This window comes from Streptacidiphilus pinicola, from assembly GCF_003258295.1.
In the GTDB taxonomy this organism is placed as follows: domain Bacteria; phylum Actinomycetota; class Actinomycetes; order Streptomycetales; family Streptomycetaceae; genus Streptacidiphilus; species Streptacidiphilus pinicola.
This window is the reverse complement of sequence record NZ_QKYN01000197.1, coordinates 1-18899: the sequence shown is the minus strand read 5'-3', so window position 1 is coordinate 18899 and position 18899 is coordinate 1. Positions and strand designations below refer to the sequence as shown.

Sequence of the window (18899 nt, the reverse complement as noted above, 5' to 3'; positions counted from 1 at the left end):
TCCTTCTATCCTCGGTTTTGAGCGAGTGCTCAAAAAAAGAGGGGGCAGGCGGCGTGGCCACGGCGGAGACGCGGGAGGCGTTGGTCGAGGGGGCGTTGGCGACCCTGCGCGAGAAGGGCTACGCGCACGCCAGCGCACGCGAGATCGCGGGGCGGGCGGGGTGCAACCAGGCGCTGATCTTCTATCACTTCGGGTCCGTGGACGGGCTGCTGCTGGCCGCCCTGGACCGGGTCGCCGAGCTGCGACGGGTGCGGTACCAGGCGCTCGTCGACGAGAGCCGGAACCTCAAGGAGCTCGTCGCCGCCGCGCGGACCGTCTTCGCGGAGGATCTCGAACTCGGCCACACGGCCGTGCTGGTGGAGATGATCACCGCCGCCCAGGCCAACGCCGCGCTCCGGCCCGAGGTGGCCGCGCGGCTGCGGCCCTGGCGCGGCTTCGCCGCGGAGGCGCTGCGCGGGACGCCGGCCGCTCTGCTGGGGCGGCCGGAGGAGCTGGCGCACGGAGTTGTGGCGATGTTCCTCGGCCTGGAGCTGCTCGCCGTCCTCGACGACGACCCGGCCCCCGCCGACGCGCTCTTCGAGCGGGCCGGTTCGCTTTCGTCCCTGCTCGACCTTTTCTCACTGCGGAGGCGGTCTTGAAGCGTTCCTGGATCTGGTTCCTGGCTTGGGGGTTGGTCGGCGCCGGGGCGGTGGCCGCACTGCTGACCGTGCTCACCGTGGGGCCGTATCTCGCCGTGGTGGTGCTCGGCGCGGCGGTGGCGCTGGGCAGGGTCCGGCGTTCGCACGGCGGGCTTCCGGGGCTCGTCGCCGGGGCCGGGCTGTTGCCGGTCTGGGTGGCCTGGCTCAACCGGGGCGGGCCCGGGGACGTCTGCTCCTCGCCGGGCAACTGCACCGAGGAGTGGAGCCCGTGGCCCTGGCTGGCCGCAGGCGTCGTGCTGATCGCGGTCGGAACAGCGATCTGGGCCCGGCGGGGAGCGAACTCCCGCACCGGGCCCAGGCCGTGGTGACGCTCAGAGCAACCGGTGCTTACTGGCCGAGGCCGGCCGCCCAGTTCTTCCACAGGAAGGACCGCAGGTAGTTCGCGGTCGGCGAGCCGACGCCGGTGGCGTCGTCGTAGCCCTTGGTGGCCTGCAGGCTGGTGTCCTGGCCGAAGGTGACCAGACGGACCCGCAGCGAGCCGCTGATGACGCCGAAGTCGGCGACGCTGCTCAGCGGGGCCTGGTGGTGCACGGCCGCCTGGTTGACGACGTCCTTGAACAGGCCGAGGCGGTCACGCAGGTAGATCTCCGGGTTGGCGAAGCCGATCGCCTGGCCCTGGGCCTGGATCGCGTCGGCCTGGACCGCGGAGAACAGCGGCGCCGAGACGCTGGTGCCGCCGTAGCCGCCCTCGCTGTACGCGCCGCCGCTGGTCATGCCGACCAGGACGGAGGTGTACAGGTCGCCGTTCATGGCGACGTCGGGGGTGACGCGCTGCGCGGTCTTGCTGTGCGCACCGGTCATCAGGGTGTGCGACAGCGCGTAGGGGACCACGTGCTTCTGGTAGAACGGCTGCGGGAAGTCCTCGGACGTACCGCCGCCGCCACCGAAGTAGAAGTTGCCCGGGAACGGCGTCCAGGACTTGCCGTCCGCCGACAGCGCCGAGCGGTGGGTGCCCATGTCGGTCTCGAAGCCGTAGCTGCCGCTCTTGTCCTTCACACCGAGCGCGGTGCCGCCGACATCGGTGACCCAGTTGGACGAGGACGGGAAGCCGACCTGCGCACGCGCGGTGTCGGTCTGGCAGTTGGCACCGGTCGCCGCGGCGGTCGCCGACTGGTCGCCGCAGTCGCCCGCGGAGAAGTCGAAGCCGATGCCCTGGATCGCACCCTGCTCGAAGATCTGCTCGTAGGCGGCGATCTGCGCCTTCGCCATGTCGCCCTGGTCCGTGGTGTGCATGATCTCGCTCCAGGAGTTGGAGACGACATCAGCCAGGTGGTGGTCGACGATGTTCGCGAGCGCGGCGGTCAGGTCCGCGTCCATGCAGGAGTTGGCGCCGACGTAGACGACGTGGGCGTCGGGCGCGAGCCCGTGCACCATCTCCACGTCCAGCGACTCCTCGCCCTGCCAGCCGGCGGCACCGCCGCAGGCGGACTGCTGGGTCCACTGCGAGGGGGTGACGACCTCGGTGTACTGGCCCTTGCGGAAGGCCTTGTCACCGTGGGCGGTGGCGAAGTGGTTGGCGTCCGCCAGCATCGAGGAGGACGCGTAGGCGTCGACGATGGCGACGGTCGCGCCCTTGCCGGTCAGGCCGGTGGCGGTGATGCCGTAGGCCTTGCGCAGCTGCGACGGGACGAAGGAGCACTGGTCGAACGGAACGGCGCCCTTGACGTAGCCGGTCGGAGCGCCGGTGGCCTTCTTCTGGCCCCAGTAGTCCGAGCAGGTCGCCTTGGTGGGCAGGCCGCCGCCGGTCTTGCTGCCGGAGGCGGTGACGTTGTCGTTGACCTTGACCGAGTCCGGCTTGGCGTGCGAGCCGAGCTGGGTGCTCAGACCGTCGACACCGAGCACGTAGGACGCGACGGCGGCCGGGATGACCACGTCGTTGGCGGGGGCGTGCGCCTCCTGGCCCTGGACGTCGTACTTGTGGATCTGCGTGCCGAAGGCCTTCGCCATCTGGGCGCTGGTGCCCGAGACGGTGACGGCGTGCCAGGTGCTGGTGACGATCGACAGGCCGGCGCCGGTGAGCCAGGACTTGACCTGGGCGACGGCGGCGTCGGTCGGACCGAAGCTGGTGCGCACCCAGTCGGCGCTCTGGAACTTGCGGTACTGCGCGCTGGTCGGGTCGGAGACCGCCTGCGCGTAGGCGGCGAGACCCGCCTGGTCGCGGGCGGCCAGGTAGACCGTACCGGTGAAGTGGTCGGCCGAGGACACGGTGCCCTGGTCCGCGGCGCGAGTCGCCCACATCGGGTGCGAATCGGTCACCGTCTTGGCGGCCGGTGCAGGCGTGGTGGCCTGCGAAGGAGCGGCGAGAGCCAGCGAGCCGGAGGCCAGCGCGAGCGAAGCTGCAGCGATGGTGGCTATCCGGGCGCGGCTGACGCGGGAGCTGTGGTTCGTGCGGATGACGACTCCCAGGATGAAGGTCCGTCAGGGGAAAGGGAGCGACATCATTTGTTCGAACGCCCCCGGGGGATGTCTACACGGGCACGGAATTGCCACGCAAGAGTCCCCTGGGGGTTGTTTTCCACCCTGCCACCACCGGGAGTGAATACAGTCTTCACTTTCTCGTCCCTCCCCGCTGACCGTCCGCCAAGTGAACGCCGTGCCACGGATATCGGTCGACCGCAGGTCAACCGTGGTGCGCCATTAACGGGCATACCCGGGCAAGAGACTCGCCACCGGGTGACCTGGATCATTCGCGCCCGGTCACGGCGCACCCCGGAACACACTCCCCCCGGTCGGGGGCCCCCAACCGGGTGGACTTTCCGGGTGGACTCTGTCGAGGGGTCAGCCGGGGGTCAGACCACCTGGTGCAGCCAGCGCACCGGAGCGCCCTCGCCGGCATACCGAAAGGGCTCCAGTTCGTCGTCCCAGGGCTTGCCCAGCAGCCGGGTGATCTCGGTCTCCAGCCCACTCTCGCCCAGTCGGGCCCGCAGCAGCGCCGCACGCAGCCGGTCCTCGGGGATCATGATGTCGCCGTGGACGCCGATGACGGCATGGAAGATGCCCAGATCGGGGGTGCTGGAGAAGCGCTCGCCCTCGGTGCCGACGGTCGGCTCCGCGGTGACCTCGAAGCGCAGCAGATGCCAGCCACGCAGCGCGGAGGCCAGCCGGGAGGCGATGTCGGGCGCACCCTGCCAGGACAGTTCGGCACGCCAGGTGCCGGGTGCGGCCGGCTGGCGGATCCAGTCGAGGCTCACCCGCTGGCCGAGCACGCCGGCCACGGCCCACTCCACATGCGGGCAGAGCGCGCGCGGCGCGGAGTGCACGTAGAGAACTCCACGAGTCGTCACCGGACCTCCAGTATGGTGCGAGGGGCGCCTTCCCCAGCGGTCTCGCGTCAGCCTGGTGACGGTATGTCCGGTTCTTGGTGCTTGTTCCTGTTATGGGCTGACGACTACCCCTGACAGACTGCGATAAACACACGCGAGACTGTGGAGAAACGGTACCGCTCAAAGCCCCTGCTGGAGCCGTCGTCCAGCACAACCACCCGGACGGCGCGCTGATCCGCCCGAGTGGTCGCACGTTATGACTGATTGTCAGACTTTTGATCCGGTCAGCCCAGGCGGACGAGCATCTTGCCGGTGTTGGCGCCGCGCAGCATGCCGAGAAACGCGTCGACCGCGTTCTCGAAGCCGTCCGCCACCGTCTCCTCGAAGCGCAGCTTGCCCTCGCGCAGCCAACCGCCGACCTCGGCGACGAACTCCGACTGCAGGTCGTAGTGGTCCCCGACCAGCACGCCCGCCAGGGTCAGCCGCTTGCCGATCACCTGCACCAGGTTGCGCGGGGCCGCCGGCGGGGTGGTGTCGTTGTACTGGGCGATCGCCCCGCACAGCACCGCGCGGCCGTGCACGTGGAACGCGCCGATCGCCGCCTCCAGATGCTCGCCGCCGACGTTGTCGAAGTAGACGTCGATGCCCTCCGGCGCGGCCTTGGCCAGCTGGCCCGCGATGTCGCCGTTCTTGTAGTTGAAGGCGGCGTCGAAGCCGTACTCCTCGACGAGCTTGCGGACCTTCTCGTCCGACCCGGCGCTGCCGACCACGAGCGAGGCGCCGCGCAGCTTGGCGATCTGGCCCACCGTGCTGCCGACGGCCCCGGCCGCGCCGGAGACGAAGACGACGTCGCCCTCCTTCAGGCCGCCGACGCGCAGCAGGCCGGCGTAGGCGGTGAGTCCCGGCATGCCGAGCACGCCGAGGTACGCCTGCAGCGGCGCGGCCTCCGCGTCGACCTTGACGGCGTGCGCGGCGGGCACGTCGGCGTACTCGCGCCAGCCGAGACCGTGCAGCACCGCGTCGCCGACCTGGAAGCCCTCGGCGTTCGAGGCGACCACGCGGCCGACCGCGCCGCCGAGCATGGCCTGGCCGAGCTCGTAGGGCGGAGCGTAGGACTTCACGTCGTTCATCCGGCCGCGCATGTAGGGGTCGACCGAGAGGAACTCGTTGCGGACCAGGATGTGGCCGGGCGCCGGGGCGGTGACGGGCCGCTCGACCAGGGCGAAATCGGCCGGGGTCGGCCAGCCCTGCGGACGGGCGGCCAGCTGCCACTCGCGGGAGGCGGCGGGGAGGGTCTGCTCAGCCATGACGCGATCACTTTCGGGAGGCTCTGAATGCTTGACGTTCTCAAGTAACAGTGAACGAGAAAGGTTCACCTTGTCAAATATTCAGGTAGCCTAGGAGGCATGCAAGAGGAGCAACCCGATCCGTTGACACCCGAGGTCGTCGACCTCATGGCCGCACTGGTGGGCGTCTTCCACAAGGAGTACGAGGAGGCCGCGGCCGCCCGCTCCCTCACCGGCGCCCAGGCCAAGGTGCTCGGCCTGCTGCGCCGCGGCCCGATGCCGATGCGCCAGATCGCCCAGACGCTCAGCTGCGAGCCCTCCAACATCACCGGCATCGTCGACCGACTGGAGGCCCGGGGCCTGGTCGAGCGCCAGCCCGATCCGGACGACCGCCGGATCAAGCGCGTGGCCGTCACCGAGAGCGGCGGCACCGCGACCAGGGAGCTGCGCGCCTCGCTCAACTTCGCCCGGGAGCCGCTGGCCGCGCTCAGCGGGGAGGAGCGGCTCCAGCTCCGCGATCTGCTGCGCAGGATGCTGGACCAGGCCCGGCGTCAGGAGTGATCTCCCTCCTGAAGGATGGAACCCCGCGCGCACCGACAGCGTCTCACCAGCTATGCTGCGGCGAGCGGCCCCTTCGCAGGGCCGCTCGTGCTGATGTACGAAACGCGGTACATAACGAAGTACTGGTGAGGGGCTGTAGCTCAGCCGGTTAGAGCAGGGGACTCATAATCCCTTGGTCGTGGGTTCGAGTCCCACCGGCCCCACTCAGACGCGTGGCGCTGCCCGTACGTTAGCGCTGCGCCTACGTTACTGAATGCGCTCCGTGATGCCTGCATCACGGAGCGTTTTTCACTCGAACGGGCGGGTTAGTTCAGATCAGCTCGGCAGGGTCCACTGCTGGTTGGCCGCCCCCGTGCAGTCCCAGATCTGCAGCCGGGTGCCGTTGGCCGAGCTCGGGCCGGTGGCGTCCAGGCAGCGCCCCGACTGCGGATTCACCAGCGAGCCGTTCGCCTGGGCCTGCCACTGCTGCGAGCCGGTCCCGTTGCAGTCGTAGAGCTGGATCTGCGTCCCGTTGGCCGTGCCGCCGCTGGTGACGTCCATGCACTTGCCGAGCGCCTGCAGCGAACCGTCCGCCGCCACGGTCCACTGCTGCGCGCTGGTGCCGTTGCAGTCGTAGAGCTGGACGGCGGTGCCGTTGGCGCTGTTGGCGCCCGCCACGTCGACGCACTTGCCGCCGTAGCCGCTGATCTGCCCGGTCGCCGTGGTCGGCGCGGTGCCGCTCCAGGTGAACGTCGCGCTGGTCTGCGCGGGCAGGGTGTAGGTGAAGTGCTGGCCGCCCCAGTTCACCGTGAACGGCTCGTTGCCGCCGGTGGTGTTGTAGGCGACCACGGCCTTGGAGCCGTCCGGGTTGAGCCAGGCCACGTTCGGCACGGCGGTGCTGGCCGTCGAGTCGATCCGGTACGCGCCGGGCTTGACGAACTTGGTGAGCTGACCGAGGTCGTAGTACTCGATGTTGTAGTCCACCTGCCCGCTGCGCGCGTCGCCGTTGTGCACGGTGATCAGCCCGGTGCAGGTGCCGCAGCCGCCGTTGTGCGGGCCCATGTTCTGGTCCACCGCGAGCGACCACTTGACCACCGACTTACCCCAGTTGCGGGTGTAGTCGACGATGTTCTGCATGTCCTCCTGCTGCTGGCTGGCGATCCAGGTGCCGCCGGAGTGCTCGGTGTCGAAGGCGTCCAGGGTGGGGTATTGGTTGTGGACGGTCGTCTGCTCGGTGGGGTTCCCGCTGTAGCCGTGCCAGGCGATGCCACCGAACAGCGAGTCGTTGCGGACGGTGGCGTCGTTGACGGTCTGGGCGGCGTAGTTGTCGTAGCTGTCCCAGTTCCAGTCCAGCGCCAGGACCTTGGTGGAGAGCCCGGCGGCGTGGAAGGCCGGCAGCAGGTCGGTGCCGGTGAAGTAGTCGAGCCCGCTGGCGTTCCACTGCATCGACGGGTAGCCGCTGCAGCAGGTGGGCTCGTTCTGCGGGGAGACGTAGTCGATGTGCACGCCCTGGGCCTGGTAGGCCTGGATGTACTTGACGAAGTACTGGGCGTAGGCGGAGTAGAACTGCGACTGGAGCCAGCCCTGGCTGTAGGCGCCGCTGTCCTTCATCCACGGCGGGGCGGTCCACGGCGTGCCCATCACCTTCAGGTTCGGGTTGAGCTGCTCGGCCTGCTTGGTGAGCGGCAGCACGTCCGCGAGGTCGTGGGAGATGGAGAAGTTCGCGAGCGAGGGGTCCGTCTGGCCGCTCGGCATGTCGTCGTAGGTGTAGTTGTAGCGGGCCAGGTCCGAGGCGCCCATCGGATTGCGCAGGAAGTCCAGGCCGATGCCGTTGTTCGGGTCGAACAGGTTGGTCATCACGGCGTTCCGAGTGGCCTGGCTGAGCGCGCCGCTGCTGTTCATCAGCCAGGCGGCGGTGTCGGTGAACGAGGCCCCGGCACCGGTGAACTGCTGGTACTTGGTGTTCTCGTCCACGCTCACGGTCGCGGCGGAGCTGCCGCTCCCGGAGGAGAAGGAGATCGGGGTCTGCTGCTGCAGACCCCGGGTGACGGCCCGGCCGCCGGAGTCGGAGGTCGTGGTCAGCCAGATGTTCACCGTCGGGCCCGCCGCCTGGGCACTGGGGGTGGCGACGGGCGAGGCGAGCAGCAGGCCGGAGGCGGTCAGCACTCCGGCGAGCAGGGTGGGCAGTCTTCTCGACCGCATGGGTGGAGTCCTTCGCGTGGGGGCGGATGGGACTGGACGCCGCCGCATTCAACTCCCGTATGGTCTAGACCGTCAAGAGGGACGAGAGCGCTCTCCTGTCTCCACTTGCTGAACCACAGGTCGGACAGATACGTCAGTCGGGCCGCCGTTGGCTGCACTTGATGAACTGTCATGATCCGTGCCGCGCCCGAGCACAAGGACGGCGAGGCCGGGTCCGGCCTGCGGGAGATGGTCTACGCCATCACCGCGTAGGCCCCGGCGGGCGGCCTCACTCCCCGCGCAGCCAGGCGTCGATACGGGCGAACGCGTCCGCGACGGCCGGCGCGTCGGAGCGCAGGAAGCTGTGGCCCGCACCCGGGTAGGCGACGAACGCGTGCCGCTCCCCTGCCGCCGCCAGCGCGGCGGCGATCTCCCGCTGCTCCTCGGCCCCGATGACGTGGTCCTCCGCGCCCACCAGGTAGAGCAGGCGGCCGGAGATCTTCGGCGTCAGCGACAGCGCCGGCTCCGGTCCCGTGACCGGGAGGTCGGGGTTGCCGGTGAGCCAACCGCCGTAGCAGACCACGGCGTTGGGGATGTCCAGGGCGGTCGCCGCGTAGTAGGTCAGGTGCCCGCCCGCGCTCAGGCCGAGCATGCCCGCGGGCTGCACCCCGAGGCCCTCCAGTGCGCCGAGCGCCGCGGCGGCGTCGGCGAGGACCCCCGCCCGGGTCAGCTGCGGCAGCAGCTCGAAGCCGCGGGTACGGCCCGCCTCGTCGTGGGAGAGGTCGGCGCCGGGCTGGACGCGGTGGTAGAAGTCCGGTGCGAGCGCGGTGAATCCGCGCCGGGCCAGGTCCTCACAGATCCCCCGGACGTGGGAGTCCACGCCGAACAGCTCCATCGCGACGACCACGCCCGGGTGGTCGCCCGCCCCGGCGGGGCGGGCCAGGTACCCGCCCATCGACGTGCCGTCGGAGACCGGGATCTCGATACGGTCAGTGGTGATCTTCTCGGTGGTCATGCCCCGAACCTAGGCCAGGCCGACGGGCCGAGCCAGAGGGTCCCCATCCTGGTATCCAGGGCACCCGGATACCAGGATCAGCTCTCACATGCCCGGCGGGATGGCCTTCGCGCGGCTGTGCACCTGGAACGCGGTGACGATCTCCATCACGCCCATCACCAGCAGCCAGATCCCGGTGAAGACGGTCAGCACCACGATCGAGTGGAACGGCCACACCAGCACGATGATGCCGCCGATCGCGGTGAGCACCCCCGCGAAGATCTGCCAGCCCCGGGCGGGCATGGACGGGTCGGAGGCGGCGGCCATCAGGTGGGTGATCCCGCGGAACAGCCAGCCGATGCCGATCCACAGCGCCAGCAGCAGGATCGACTCCAGCGCGCCGCGGAAGCAGAACAGGCCCAGCAGGATCGACAGCGCACCGCTGATGAAGGCCATCACCCGCAGCGCGGTCGACACGTGCGTGCCGAACGCCGCGACCAGCTGGAACACACCGGCGAGCACGAGATACAGGCCGAACAGCACGCCGACGACGGTCAGTGTCGACTTGGGCCAGGCCAGCACCGCGACGCCGAGCAGCATGGTGAGGACGCCCAGCACGAGCAGCACCTGCCACGCGCTGCGCGCGAGCTGCTGCAGTGGGCCGGGGAGGGTTTCCGTCATCTGGTCCATGTGGACCAGGATCGGAGGGAATCGCGCGCCTCGCGCGCCGAGAGGAAGCTCCCCCAATTGGACTCGAACCAATAACCTGCCGATTAACAGTCGGCTGCTCTGCCAATTGAGCTATGGGGGACTGCTGTTTGCACACCACAGTGGTGCTGCGCTCCCCCAATTGGACTCGAACCAATAACCTGCCGATTAACAGTCGGCTGCTCTGCCAATTGAGCTATGGGGGATCGTTCGCTGCCGCGGCGTCGCCCGGCGGACCGGTGCGGCGCTTGCTGCGGGTCATACATTAGCGCACGTGGGGGGGTGCTCCGCCAATCCGTTGCGGTTCGGGGGCCGCGGCCCGGGGTAGGCGGTTATGACGGGGCTCTCGCCGTCACCCTGCGGCGCGCCGAACGAGCAGGTCCGCGACGTCGCCCCTAGGCTCCATCCCGGCGGCAGAGCCATTGAGCAGAAGGGCGGAGGGGTATGCGCAAGCTCACTTTCCTGGCGGGCCTGGCCATCGGTTACGTGCTGGGCACACGCGCCGGACGGGAGCGCTACGAGCAGTTGCGCCAGACGGCGCGGGACCTCTCGCAGACGCAGGCCGTCCAGTCGGCGACCCGCAACGCGAAGGCCGCGGCGGGCAGCGCGGCCACGAAGGCGGGCCAAGCCGTCGCCGACAAGGTCGGCGACCGCCTCCCAAACGCGGTCACCGACCGCATCCCTTACCTGAACGGCAAGTCCACCACGCTGGACGACTGGGACACCGCCCACAGGTGACCGTTGCGGACGGTCCCGTCGCACTCCCCTGCGTAGTGCGAGTGATAGCCCGCGCAGAAGGTTACCCATGAGGCATGATCTCGGCATGGGCATTGCCGCGGGAATCGACTGTTCGGCACAGTTCACGAAGATCACCGTGTGTGACACCGAGACCGGTGCCGTGCTGCGGGAGAACCGTGCCCCGCACCCCGGTGTGGCCGCCGGGAGCGCGCCGGTGGAGGTGGATCCGCAGGAGTGGCTGCGGTCGCTCGGGGCGGCAGCCGAGGGCGGGCTGCTGGAGGGGATCGCCGCGATCGGGGTGTCGGCCCAACAGCAGGGGCTGATCGGGCTGGACGCCGGCGGGGTGCTGGTCCGACCGGCCATGCTGCGCAACGATCCGCGGGCCGCGTCCTCCGCCGTCGCGCTCGTGGAGGAGCTCGGCGGGCCCGCCGCCTGGGCGCATGCGATCGGCGCGGTGCCGTTGGCCTCGGCGACGATCGCGAAGCTGCGCTGGCTCGCGGACAACGAGCCGCAGTCCGCCAAGCGCCTCGCAGAGATCCTGATGCCGCACGACTGGCTCGTGTGGCAGCTGCTGGGGCAGTCGGCACGCCGGACGACCGACCGCGGGGACGCGTCCGGCACGGGGTACTGGTCGTGCGTCGAGGAGCGCTGGCGGCCCGATCTGGCCGCCCTCGCGCTGGGGCACGAGCTGCAGCAGCTGCCGACCGTGCTGGGTCCGGCCGAGGCGGCCGGGCAGAGTCCGGAGGGGCTGCTGATCGCGGCGGGGACCGGCACCACCATGGCCACCGCGCTGGGGCTGGGGCTGGAGCTGGGCGACGTGCTGGTCTCACTGGGCAGCTCCGGCACCCTGCACGCGGTGCACGACCAGGCGATCAGCGAGCCGGCCGTCTCCACCTACGCGGACGGGACGGGGCGCTACCTGGCCCAGGTGGTGACGCTCAACGCGGCACGCGTGCTGCGCGCGACCGCGACGATGCTGGGAACGGATCTGCAGGGGCTGAACGAGCTGGCGCTGCGGTCCACGCCGGGCGCGTACGGGCTGGTGCTGCTGCCGTACCTGGAGGGCGAGCGCACGCCGCCGCTGCCGCACGCCGCGGGCACACTGGCGGGGCTGCGGGTGGAGTCGATGAAGCCCGAGCACCTGGCGCGCGCGGCGGTCGAGGGCATGCTGTGCGGGCTCGCCGAGGCACTGGACGTGCTGCGGGCGAACGGCGTCGTGGTGAAGCGGGTCTTCCTGACCGGCGTGGCCGGACGGCTCGCGGCCGTGCAGGCGGTCGCACCGGCGATCTTCGGGGTGCCGGTCGTGGTCCCGGCCCAGGCCGAGTACGCGGCGATCGGCGCCGCGCGCCAGGCGGCGTGGGCGCTCGCGGGCACGCCCGAGCCGCCCGCATGGGGGCCGCCGTCCCCGCACACCGTGCTCGACCCCGGCGAGGACACCGCCGTGGGCGGCGCGGTGCGGGCCCAGTTCGCGACGGTGCTGAAGCGGACCCACCCCGAGCTGGGGCGGTAGGGGGACTCAGACCGCGTCCGGGCCGCGTTCGCCGGTGCGGACGCGGACGACGGTGTCGACCGGGACGGCCCACACCTTGCCGTCGCCGATCTTTCCGGTGCGGGCCGCGACGGTGATGGCGTCCATGACGGCCTCCGCGTCGGCGTCCTCGACGACGACCTCCAGGCGGGCCTTGGGGACGAGGTCGATGCGGTACTCCGCGCCGCGGTAGACCTCGGTGTGGCCGCGCTGGCGACCGTAGCCGCTGGCCTCGGTGACGGTGAGGCCGTGGACGCCGAGTCCGACCAGCGCCTCGCGGACCGCGTCCACGCGGAACGGCTTGATGACGGCGGTGATCAGCTTCATGGGGCGGGGGCCTTGTCTGACGCGTGTGGAGGCGCGGCGGTGGGGTGCGCCGACGCGCCGTGGCTCAGGACCCCGTGATCGTACGCGGTCCCCGCGCGCGGCGAGGTCCGGACCCGTCAACTGAGGGCAACTAGTCGAGGTAGCCTCGCAGTTGGTCGGCGAAGGCGTGGTCGCGCAGCTTGTTCAGCGTCTTGGACTCGATCTGCCGGATGCGCTCACGGGTCACCCCGAAGAGGCGGCCGATCTCCTCCAGGGTGCGCGGCCGGCCGTCGATCAGGCCGTAGCGCAACTGCACCACCTTGCGCTCCCGCTCCCCCAGCGTGCTGAGCACGGCCTCCAGGTGCTCGCGCAGCAGCAGGAACGCGGCGGACTCCACCGGGGAGGCCGCGTCGCCGTCCTCGATCAGGTCGCCGAGCGCGACGTCGTCCTCCTCGCCCACCGGCGCGTGCAGCGAGACCGGCTCCTGAGCCAGCCGCAGCACCTCGCTGACCCGCTCCTCGGGGAGCTCCAGCACCGCGCCGACCTCGGCCGTGGTCGGCTCCATGCCGCGCTCCTGCAGCAGCTGCCGCTGCACCCGGACCACGCGGTTGATGAGCTCGACGACGTGCACCGGCACCCGGATGGTGCGGGCCTGGTCGGCCAGGGCGCGACTCATGGCCTGCCGGATCCACCAGGTGGCGTAGGTGGAGAACTTGTAGCCGCGGGTGTAGTCGAACTTCTCCACGGCGCGGATCAGGCCGAGGTTGCCCTCCTGCACCAGGTCCAGCATGGTCAGGCCGCGGCCGATGTAACGCTTGGCGACGGAGACGACCAGGCGCAGGTTGGCCTCGACCAGGCGGCGCTTGGCGATCCGCCCGCGCACGATCAGCAGGTCCAGTTCGTCGGCGAGCCGCTCGTCCACGGTCTCGTGGTGCAGCCCCAGGTACTCCTCGGCGAAGAGCCCGGCCTCCACGCTGCGGGCCAGCTCGACCTCGTCGGCGGCGGTGAGCAGCGGGATGCGGCCGATCTCGCGCAGGTACTGGCGGAACAGGTCCGCGGCGGGACCGCCGCTGTCGTCCAGGGCGGGGAGCGGCGGATCCTCGTCCACGACGCGCAGCTCGTCGGTGGTGGGCTCGGCAGGCGGCCGGGCGGCCGGAGGTGGGGCGTCGGAAGCTTGGCCGTCGGAAGCTTGGCCGTCGGAAGGTTGGTTGTCGGGGGCCTCGGCTGAGCCGCGCTGCACGGGCACGGTCGGGGCGAGGGAGAGGGGCGCAGGTGCGTCGAGGGCGGTGGGGTAGAGGGCCGTGGCGGCAAGTTCCACGTCCATCCCTTCCGGCGTCGGAGGACGCCCCGGTGGCGGGGCCGACGCCTGCTCGGGAGCGGCTACGGGGGCACGCGGCAGCGGGACGTGGGGAGGGTTCTCGTCACCCCGCGTCCGGGAAGCCTGGGGCGCGACGCCGCCTTGCTCGGCGGGCCGCGGCTGAGAGGAATGAGGCACCGTCAACCAGTGTGGGGCAGGCCGGGGGTGCGGGCAGAGACCCCTGCGCGGAGTTTCTGTGCCGGAGCGGTCACCGAGGGTGAGCTCGACGCACCGTCAGAGTGCGGCTGCCCCACGGGAGCGCAGCTCCCCCTCGTACTGCTGCAGACCCCACAGCTCCCGCTGGATCGCTTCCGTCTGCTCGGCGGACGCGTTCGGGCCCAACCGCTGCAGCTGGACGCGGCAGGCCGCGACCCGCCGGGCCACCGCCTGCAGCCGAAGCTGGACCAGGAACTCCCCCGCGTAGATCGCGTCCGGCGCGCGCCGGGTGCGGATCGGCTCGACGGCGAGCTCGGTGATCAGACCGCGCACGGCGTCGTCGGGCGCGACCTCGCGCAGCACGTCGACCCAGATGTCCGCCGCCTCCGCGCCCGCGGTGACGCCGCCACCGGCGGTGAGGGCCTCGCGGACGGCCGCGTAGGGCGGCGTCATGAACTCCTCGGGGCTGAACGCGTCCAGGATCGGCGCGACCAGCGCCGGGAACTGGACGGCCAGCTTCAGCAGTTCGCGCTCCACGAACTGCTGCGGGTTGCGCGCGTCCAGCCGGAACGCCGGGCGGGCCGGCGCCGCCGGCTGCTGCGGCCCTTGTCCGGGACGCTGCTGTCCGGGGCGCTGCTGCCCGCGCACGCTCCCGCGCCCCTCGCGGCGCTCGGCCGCCCACTGCGCCACCTGCTGTACCCGGCGGACGACGAAGCGCTCGTCGAGGATGCCGAGCATCCCGGCCAGCTGCACGGCGTACTCGTGCCGGATCGAGCCGTCCTTGATCTGCGCGACGATCGGCGCGCAGGCGTCGAGCGCGGCGGCGCGGCCCTCGGCGGTGTCGAGGTTGTGCCGGGCGACGGTGGACCGGATCGCGAACTCGAACAGCGGCGAGGCGCGGTCGATCAGGTTGCGCACCGCCTCGTCGCCCTCGCCGATCCGCAGCTCGCAGGGGTCCATGCCGCCGGGGCTGACCGCGATCAGGGTCTGCGCGGCGAACTTCTGGTCGTCCTCGAAGGCGCGCAGCGCGGCCTTCTGGCCGGCGGCGTCGCCGTCGAAGGTGAACACGACCTTGGCGTCGCTGCCGTTGGTGTCGAGCAGCAGCCGGCGCAGGATCTTGATGTGGTCCTCGCCGAAGGCCGTCCCGCAGGTCGCCACGGCGGAGGGGATACCGGCGAGGTGACAGGCCATCACGTCGGTGTAGCCCTCGACGACGACGGCCCGGCCGGACTTGGCGATCTCCTTCTTGGCGAGCTCGACGCCGTACAGGACGTGGGACTTCTTGTAGAGCGGGGTCTCCGGGGTGTTCAGGTACTTCGGGCCGTTGTCGTCCTCGCGCAGGCGGCGCGCGCCGAAGCCGACGACCTCGCCGGTCAGGTCCCGGATCGGCCAGATCAGCCGGGCCCGGAACCGGTCCATCGGGCCGCGGCGGCCCTCGGAGCAGATGCCGGAGGTGAGCAGCTCCTTGTCGGTGTAGCCCTTGCCGCGGAGCAGCCGGGTGAGGTTCTCGAACCCGGCCGGCGCGTAGCCGACGGCGAAGTGGGCGGCGGCCTCGCGCTCGAAGCCGCGCTCCTTGAGGAACCGCCGCCCGATCTCGGCCTCGGGGCTGTTCAGCTGCTCCTGGAACCAGGCGGCGGCGAGCCGGTTGATCTCCAGCAGCCGGGTCCGCTCGCCCTGCTGCCGACCGGGGACGTAGGAGCCGCCCTCGTAGCGCAGCGTGATGCCGACCTGCGGCGCGAGCCGCTCCACGGCCTCCACGAAGGAGAGGTGCTCGATCTTCATCACGAAGCCGAGGGTGTCGCCGCTCTCCTGGCAGCCGAAGCAGTTGTAGACGCCCTTGGAGGGGTTCACGTAGAAGGAGGCGGACTTCTCGTCGTGGAACGGGCACAGGCCCTTGAGCTGTCCGCCGCCGCCGTTGGCGAGCTGGACGTAGTCGCCGACGACGGCGTCGATCCGCAGGGCGGCTTTCACCGCCTGCACGTCTTCGTCCTTGATCCGTCCCGCCACGGATGAATTCTACGGCTCGATCAGGGCCTCCAGTGGCACGGTCGGGTCGGCCAGCCGTTCCGGGTCGACGGCCCGGCCGGAACGGACCAGCGCCTGGATCGGCGAGGTGACGTCCCACACGTTCACGTTCATGCCCGCGACCACGTGGCCGTCGCCGGTCTGCCAGAAGGCGATGAACTCGCGCTTGCCCGCGTCGCCGCGCACGACCACGCGTTCGTAGCCGCCGGGCGCCGCGAAGCCGGAGTACTCCATGCCGAGGTCGTACTGGTCGGAGAAGAAGTAGGGGACCTTGTCGTAGACGACCTCCTGCCCGAGCATCGCCTTCGCCGCCGCCGGGCCGCCGTTCAGCGCGTTGGCCCAGTGCTCGACGCGCAGCCGGCGGCCGAACACCGGGTTGACGGCGCAGGCGATGTCGCCCGCCGCGAAGATGTCCGGGTCGGAGGTGCGCAGCGAGACGTCGACCGCGACGCCACCGCCCTCCTCGCGCGTGGCCAGCTCCAGCCCGGCCTGCTCGGCGAGGGCGATCTGCGGGACCGCGCCGACGCCGATCAGCACCGCGTGGGCGGGGTGCTCCTGCCCGTCGCTGGTGTGGGCGGCCAGCACCATGCCGTCGCGGCCCTCGATCTCGGTGACCGTCACGCCGAAGTGGAACCTGACGCCGTGGTCCTGGTGCAGCCGCGCGAAGAACGCGCCGAGCTCCGGGCCGAGCGCCGCTTGCAGCGGGGTGCTCATCGGCTCGACGACCGTCACCTCCGCGCCGTAGCCGCGGGCCGCCGCGGCGACCTCCAGGCCGATCCAGCCCGCGCCGACGATCACCAGCGTGCCGTTCTCCCGGCCCAGCGTCTGCAGCGTCGCGCGCAGGCGCTCGGAGTCGGAGAGGCGGCGCAGATAGTGGACGCCGCCGAGGCCCACACCGGGGATGTCGAGCGGGCGCGGCGCGGAACCGGTGGCCAGCAGCAGCTTGTCGTAGCCGAGCACGTCGCCGTCCCCGCCCAGACGCAGCTCGCGCGCGGCGCGGTCGATCGCGACGACCGGCTGGCCCAGGTGCAGCTCCACGTCGTGCGCGGCGTACCAGCCGGAGTCGTGGACGAAGACCTCGGAACGTTCGGCGGTGCCGGCCAGGTAGCCCTTGGACAGGGGTGGTCGCTCGTAGGGATGGTCACGCTCCTCGCCGAGCAGTATCACCCGCCCGTCGAACCCCTCGGCGCGCAGCGTCTCCGCCGCCTTGGCCCCGGTCAGTCCGGCCCCGACGATCGCCATCGTCGCGTGCGCGCCCACCATTCCTGTTTCCTCCGTGGATCGCCTCGGTGGATGTCTTGCTGGCTTGCTCAGGCATCGGTTTCGATCTACCCGTGAGCCTCCCTCATGCACACCGTGGAGGTGAAGAGGGCGTCACTGACCGATCGTCAAGATCTCATGGCGACTTCGTGAGCAGCCGGTGGCGCGCCAGCGCCGACGCGTCCGTCAGGGTGGCGATCTGGTCGATCACCGCGCGCAGCCTCCCGGCGTCGTCGGACGCCTCCTCGAACAGGGTGCGGAACACCGGGTCCAGGCCCTCCGGCGCGATCCGCACCAGCGTCTCGGCGAGCTCGCCGATGACCACGCGCTGGCGGCGGCGCAGCTGCTCCTGGTCGTCGCGCTGCATGACGTAGCGGTCGGCGACGGCCTTCATCACCGCGCATTCGAGGCGGACCTCGCGCGGCACGATCAGGTCGGCGCGGTAGCGGGTGAGCGGGCCGTCGCCGAAGGCGGCGCGGGTGGCGGCCTCGGCGGAGGTGCAGAAGCGGCCGATCAGCTGGCTGGTGAGGTCCTTGAGCCGGGCCCGGTCGCGGGCCGAGCCGTCGTAGCGGTGCGGCCACCACTCCTGCGCGCGCAGCCGGTCCAGCGCCTCGGCGAGCTCCTCCGGCTCGGCGTTGGGCGCGTATCGGACCGCCACCAGGTACAGCTCCTCCCGCTCGCCGGGCGAGCCGAGCGCGGCGGGACGGATGTGGCCGGCGTGCAGGCCGTCCTCGACATCGTGGACGGAGTAGGCGACGTCGTCGGACCAGTCCATCACCTGCGCCTCGAAGCAGCGCTTGTGACCGGGCGCGCCCTGCCGCATCCAGGTGAAGACCGGCAGGTCGTCGGCGTAGACGCCGAACTTGTGCGGCAGCTCCGGGTGTTGCCCGCGCGCCCACGGGTACTTGGTGGCCGCGTCCAGGGTGGCCCGGGTCAGGTTCAGGCCGACGCTGATCGGGTGGCCGTTCTCCTCGGCGTGCGGGACGAAGCGCTTGGGCTCCAGCCGGGTCAGGATGCGCAGCGACTGCGCGTTGCCCTCGAAGCCGCCGCAGGACTCGGCGGCCTTGTCGAGCGCCTCCTCTCCGTTGTGCCCGAACGGCGGGTGGCCGATGTCGTGCGCCAGGCACGCCGTCTCCACCAGGTCCGGATCGCAGCCGAGCGCGGCCCCGAGCTCCCGGCCCACCTGGGCGCACTCCAGCGAGTGGGTCAGCCTGGTGCGCGGGAAGTCGCTCTCCAGCGGCGCGACGACCTGCGTCGTCCCGGCCAGCCGCCGCAGCGCTGCGGAGTGCAGGACGCGCGCCCGGTCGCGCTGGAACGCGGTACGCCCGGGCCGCTTGTCCGGCTCCTCCACCCACCGCGCCTGCGCGCCGGGACTGTAGCTGTCGACCTGCGCGATCTCGTCCATCCCCAGCACGGTAACGCCTTCGACCGACACGACGGGTCAGGCTCGCACGGGCGGCTGCCAGGCGAGCAGGCGCTTCCAGCGCGGGAGCTCGGTCCAGCAGGTCAGCAGGGCGAGGGCGGNNGCAGCCAGGCCGCGACGACGGCGCCGGCCAGCTCGGCGAGGACCATGAGGATGGTCACCCAGCCGGGCACGGCGATGTTCGTGCCCGGTTTGTCACCGGGCGTCTGGCAGACCGCCGGGANNGACGCCGATCGCGGCCGGGATCGAGTGCGACCACAGGGCGATCGGCAGGCCGATCCACCCGACCAGCTCCAGCCCGGCCCGCAACGCGGTGGCGTACCAGGGTTCCTTGTACTTCTCCGTCACGGCTCCCCCTCCGACGAATGCCGGGGAAGCGTAGCGCCCAACCGGCGGGTGGGAGAGGGGGTTTATCGACTCGCCGAGGGTGCGGGGG

16 protein-coding genes and 3 tRNA genes are annotated in these 18899 nt (G+C 71.2%); 6 read left to right on the top strand and 13 right to left on the bottom strand.

Translation table 11 applies throughout. The features are described 5' to 3' along the window. Positions 1-53: 53 nt before the first annotated feature. The gene (locus DN069_RS36215) at positions 54-638 is read left to right on the top strand and encodes a TetR/AcrR family transcriptional regulator (RefSeq protein ID WP_165845793.1); all 585 of its coding nucleotides are present in this window, start codon (positions 54-56) and stop codon (positions 636-638) included. After that, positions 635-1006, top strand: a complete 372-nt coding sequence (locus DN069_RS36210) for a hypothetical protein (protein ID WP_111507499.1) — start codon at positions 635-637, stop codon at positions 1004-1006. The genes DN069_RS36215 and DN069_RS36210 overlap by 4 nt, the downstream gene beginning before the upstream one ends. Positions 1007-1025: 19 nt before the next feature. Here the strand turns inward: DN069_RS36210 and DN069_RS36205 are convergent, their stop codons facing one another. The 3 genes from DN069_RS36205 to DN069_RS36195 form a co-directional block, all read right to left on the bottom strand. Further along, positions 1026-2954, bottom strand: coding sequence for a S53 family peptidase (locus DN069_RS36205; RefSeq protein WP_133260161.1), 1929 nt, complete (start codon positions 2952-2954; stop codon positions 1026-1028). A gap of 533 nt (positions 2955-3487) precedes the next feature. Then, a complete protein-coding gene (locus DN069_RS36200) occupies positions 3488-3982 on the bottom strand; it encodes a DUF3145 domain-containing protein (protein WP_111507497.1) in 495 nt (164 codons plus the stop codon). Positions 3983-4245: 263 nt separating this feature from the next. Continuing rightward, on the bottom strand, positions 4246-5268 hold the full coding sequence (locus DN069_RS36195) for an NADP-dependent oxidoreductase (RefSeq protein WP_111507496.1): 1023 nt from the start codon (positions 5266-5268) through the stop codon (positions 4246-4248). A gap of 99 nt (positions 5269-5367) precedes the next feature. Between DN069_RS36195 and DN069_RS36190 the strand changes: the two genes are divergently transcribed. Both DN069_RS36190 and DN069_RS36185 read left to right on the top strand, forming a co-directional pair. Then, complete coding sequence (locus DN069_RS36190) at positions 5368-5808, top strand: MarR family winged helix-turn-helix transcriptional regulator (protein WP_111507495.1); 441 nt, start codon at positions 5368-5370, stop codon at positions 5806-5808. Positions 5809-5937: 129 nt separating this feature from the next. Then, positions 5938-6011 (top strand) — tRNA-Ile (locus tag DN069_RS36185). A 112-nt stretch (positions 6012-6123) separates the two neighbouring features. On the opposite strand, the gene DN069_RS36180 is transcribed toward DN069_RS36185, so the two are convergent. The 5 genes from DN069_RS36180 to DN069_RS36160 all read right to left on the bottom strand — a co-directional run bounded on the left by DN069_RS36180 (position 6124) and on the right by DN069_RS36160 (position 9876). Then, a complete protein-coding gene (locus DN069_RS36180; protein ID WP_111507494.1) occupies positions 6124-7989 on the bottom strand; it encodes a ricin-type beta-trefoil lectin domain protein in 1866 nt (621 codons plus the stop codon). A 268-nt stretch (positions 7990-8257) separates the two neighbouring features. Next, a complete protein-coding gene (locus tag DN069_RS36175; RefSeq protein WP_111507493.1) occupies positions 8258-8983 on the bottom strand; it encodes a dienelactone hydrolase family protein in 726 nt (241 codons plus the stop codon). Between the two features lie 84 nt (positions 8984-9067). After that, complete coding sequence (locus DN069_RS36170; RefSeq protein WP_111507492.1) at positions 9068-9652, bottom strand: HdeD family acid-resistance protein; 585 nt, start codon at positions 9650-9652, stop codon at positions 9068-9070. A gap of 48 nt (positions 9653-9700) precedes the next feature. After that, positions 9701-9773: transfer RNA gene (locus DN069_RS36165), tRNA-Asn, on the bottom strand. Between the two features lie 30 nt (positions 9774-9803). Further along, positions 9804-9876: transfer RNA gene (locus DN069_RS36160), tRNA-Asn, on the bottom strand. A 238-nt stretch (positions 9877-10114) separates the two neighbouring features. Here DN069_RS36160 and DN069_RS36155 point away from each other — a divergent pair. Next, positions 10115-10408 (top strand): hypothetical protein, encoded by a 294-nt coding sequence (locus DN069_RS36155; protein ID WP_111507491.1) that lies wholly within the window; start codon positions 10115-10117, stop codon positions 10406-10408. 85 nt (positions 10409-10493) lie between these two features. Next, a complete protein-coding gene (locus tag DN069_RS36150; RefSeq protein ID WP_111507490.1) occupies positions 10494-11918 on the top strand; it encodes an FGGY family carbohydrate kinase in 1425 nt (474 codons plus the stop codon). Positions 11919-11924: 6 nt separating this feature from the next. Here the strand turns inward: DN069_RS36150 and DN069_RS36145 are convergent, their stop codons facing one another. From DN069_RS36145 to DN069_RS36125, 5 genes are all read right to left on the bottom strand, one after another. After that, positions 11925-12263, bottom strand: coding sequence for a P-II family nitrogen regulator (locus DN069_RS36145; protein ID WP_111507489.1), 339 nt, complete (start codon positions 12261-12263; stop codon positions 11925-11927). Positions 12264-12393: 130 nt separating this feature from the next. Beyond that, a complete protein-coding gene (locus DN069_RS36140; protein ID WP_243640239.1) occupies positions 12394-13566 on the bottom strand; it encodes an RNA polymerase sigma factor in 1173 nt (390 codons plus the stop codon). 267 nt (positions 13567-13833) lie between these two features. Continuing rightward, entirely contained in the window at positions 13834-15762 is a 1929-nt protein-coding gene (dnaG, locus tag DN069_RS36135; RefSeq protein WP_111507488.1) for a DNA primase, read from the bottom strand. Positions 15763-15771: 9 nt separating this feature from the next. Then, positions 15772-17043 carry an NAD(P)/FAD-dependent oxidoreductase gene (locus tag DN069_RS36130; RefSeq protein ID WP_111507487.1) on the bottom strand — a complete coding sequence of 424 codons (1272 nt, stop codon included), beginning with the start codon at positions 17041-17043 and terminating at the stop codon, positions 15772-15774. Positions 17044-17176: 133 nt separating this feature from the next. Then, complete coding sequence (locus tag DN069_RS36125; RefSeq protein WP_111507486.1) at positions 17177-18445, bottom strand: deoxyguanosinetriphosphate triphosphohydrolase; 1269 nt, start codon at positions 18443-18445, stop codon at positions 17177-17179. Between the last annotated feature and the right edge of the window lie 454 nt (positions 18446-18899).

What these genes read in the sequence shown, in the direction of transcription:
- DN069_RS36155 (WP_111507491.1), top strand. Translation starts at nt 10,115, where the DNA reads ATGCGCAAGCTCACTTTCCTGGCGGGCCTGGCCATCGGTTACGTGCTG.
- DN069_RS36175 (WP_111507493.1), bottom strand. Translation starts at nt 8,983, where the DNA reads ATGACCACCGAGAAGATCACCACTGACCGTATCGAGATCCCGGTCTCC.
- DN069_RS36130 (WP_111507487.1), bottom strand. Translation starts at nt 17,043, where the DNA reads ATGGTGGGCGCGCACGCGACGATGGCGATCGTCGGGGCCGGACTGACC.
- DN069_RS36170 (WP_111507492.1), bottom strand. Translation starts at nt 9,652, where the DNA reads ATGGACCAGATGACGGAAACCCTCCCCGGCCCACTGCAGCAGCTCGCG.
- DN069_RS36180 (WP_111507494.1), bottom strand. Translation starts at nt 7,989, where the DNA reads ATGCGGTCGAGAAGACTGCCCACCCTGCTCGCCGGAGTGCTGACCGCC.
- DN069_RS36145 (WP_111507489.1), bottom strand. Translation starts at nt 12,263, where the DNA reads ATGAAGCTGATCACCGCCGTCATCAAGCCGTTCCGCGTGGACGCGGTC.
- DN069_RS36150 (WP_111507490.1), top strand. Translation starts at nt 10,494, where the DNA reads ATGGGCATTGCCGCGGGAATCGACTGTTCGGCACAGTTCACGAAGATC.
- DN069_RS36195 (WP_111507496.1), bottom strand. Translation starts at nt 5,268, where the DNA reads ATGGCTGAGCAGACCCTCCCCGCCGCCTCCCGCGAGTGGCAGCTGGCC.
- DN069_RS36140 (WP_243640239.1), bottom strand. Translation starts at nt 13,566, where the DNA reads ATGGACGTGGAACTTGCCGCCACGGCCCTCTACCCCACCGCCCTCGAC.
- DN069_RS36190 (WP_111507495.1), top strand. Translation starts at nt 5,368, where the DNA reads ATGCAAGAGGAGCAACCCGATCCGTTGACACCCGAGGTCGTCGACCTC.
- DN069_RS36125 (WP_111507486.1), bottom strand. Translation starts at nt 18,445, where the DNA reads ATGGACGAGATCGCGCAGGTCGACAGCTACAGTCCCGGCGCGCAGGCG.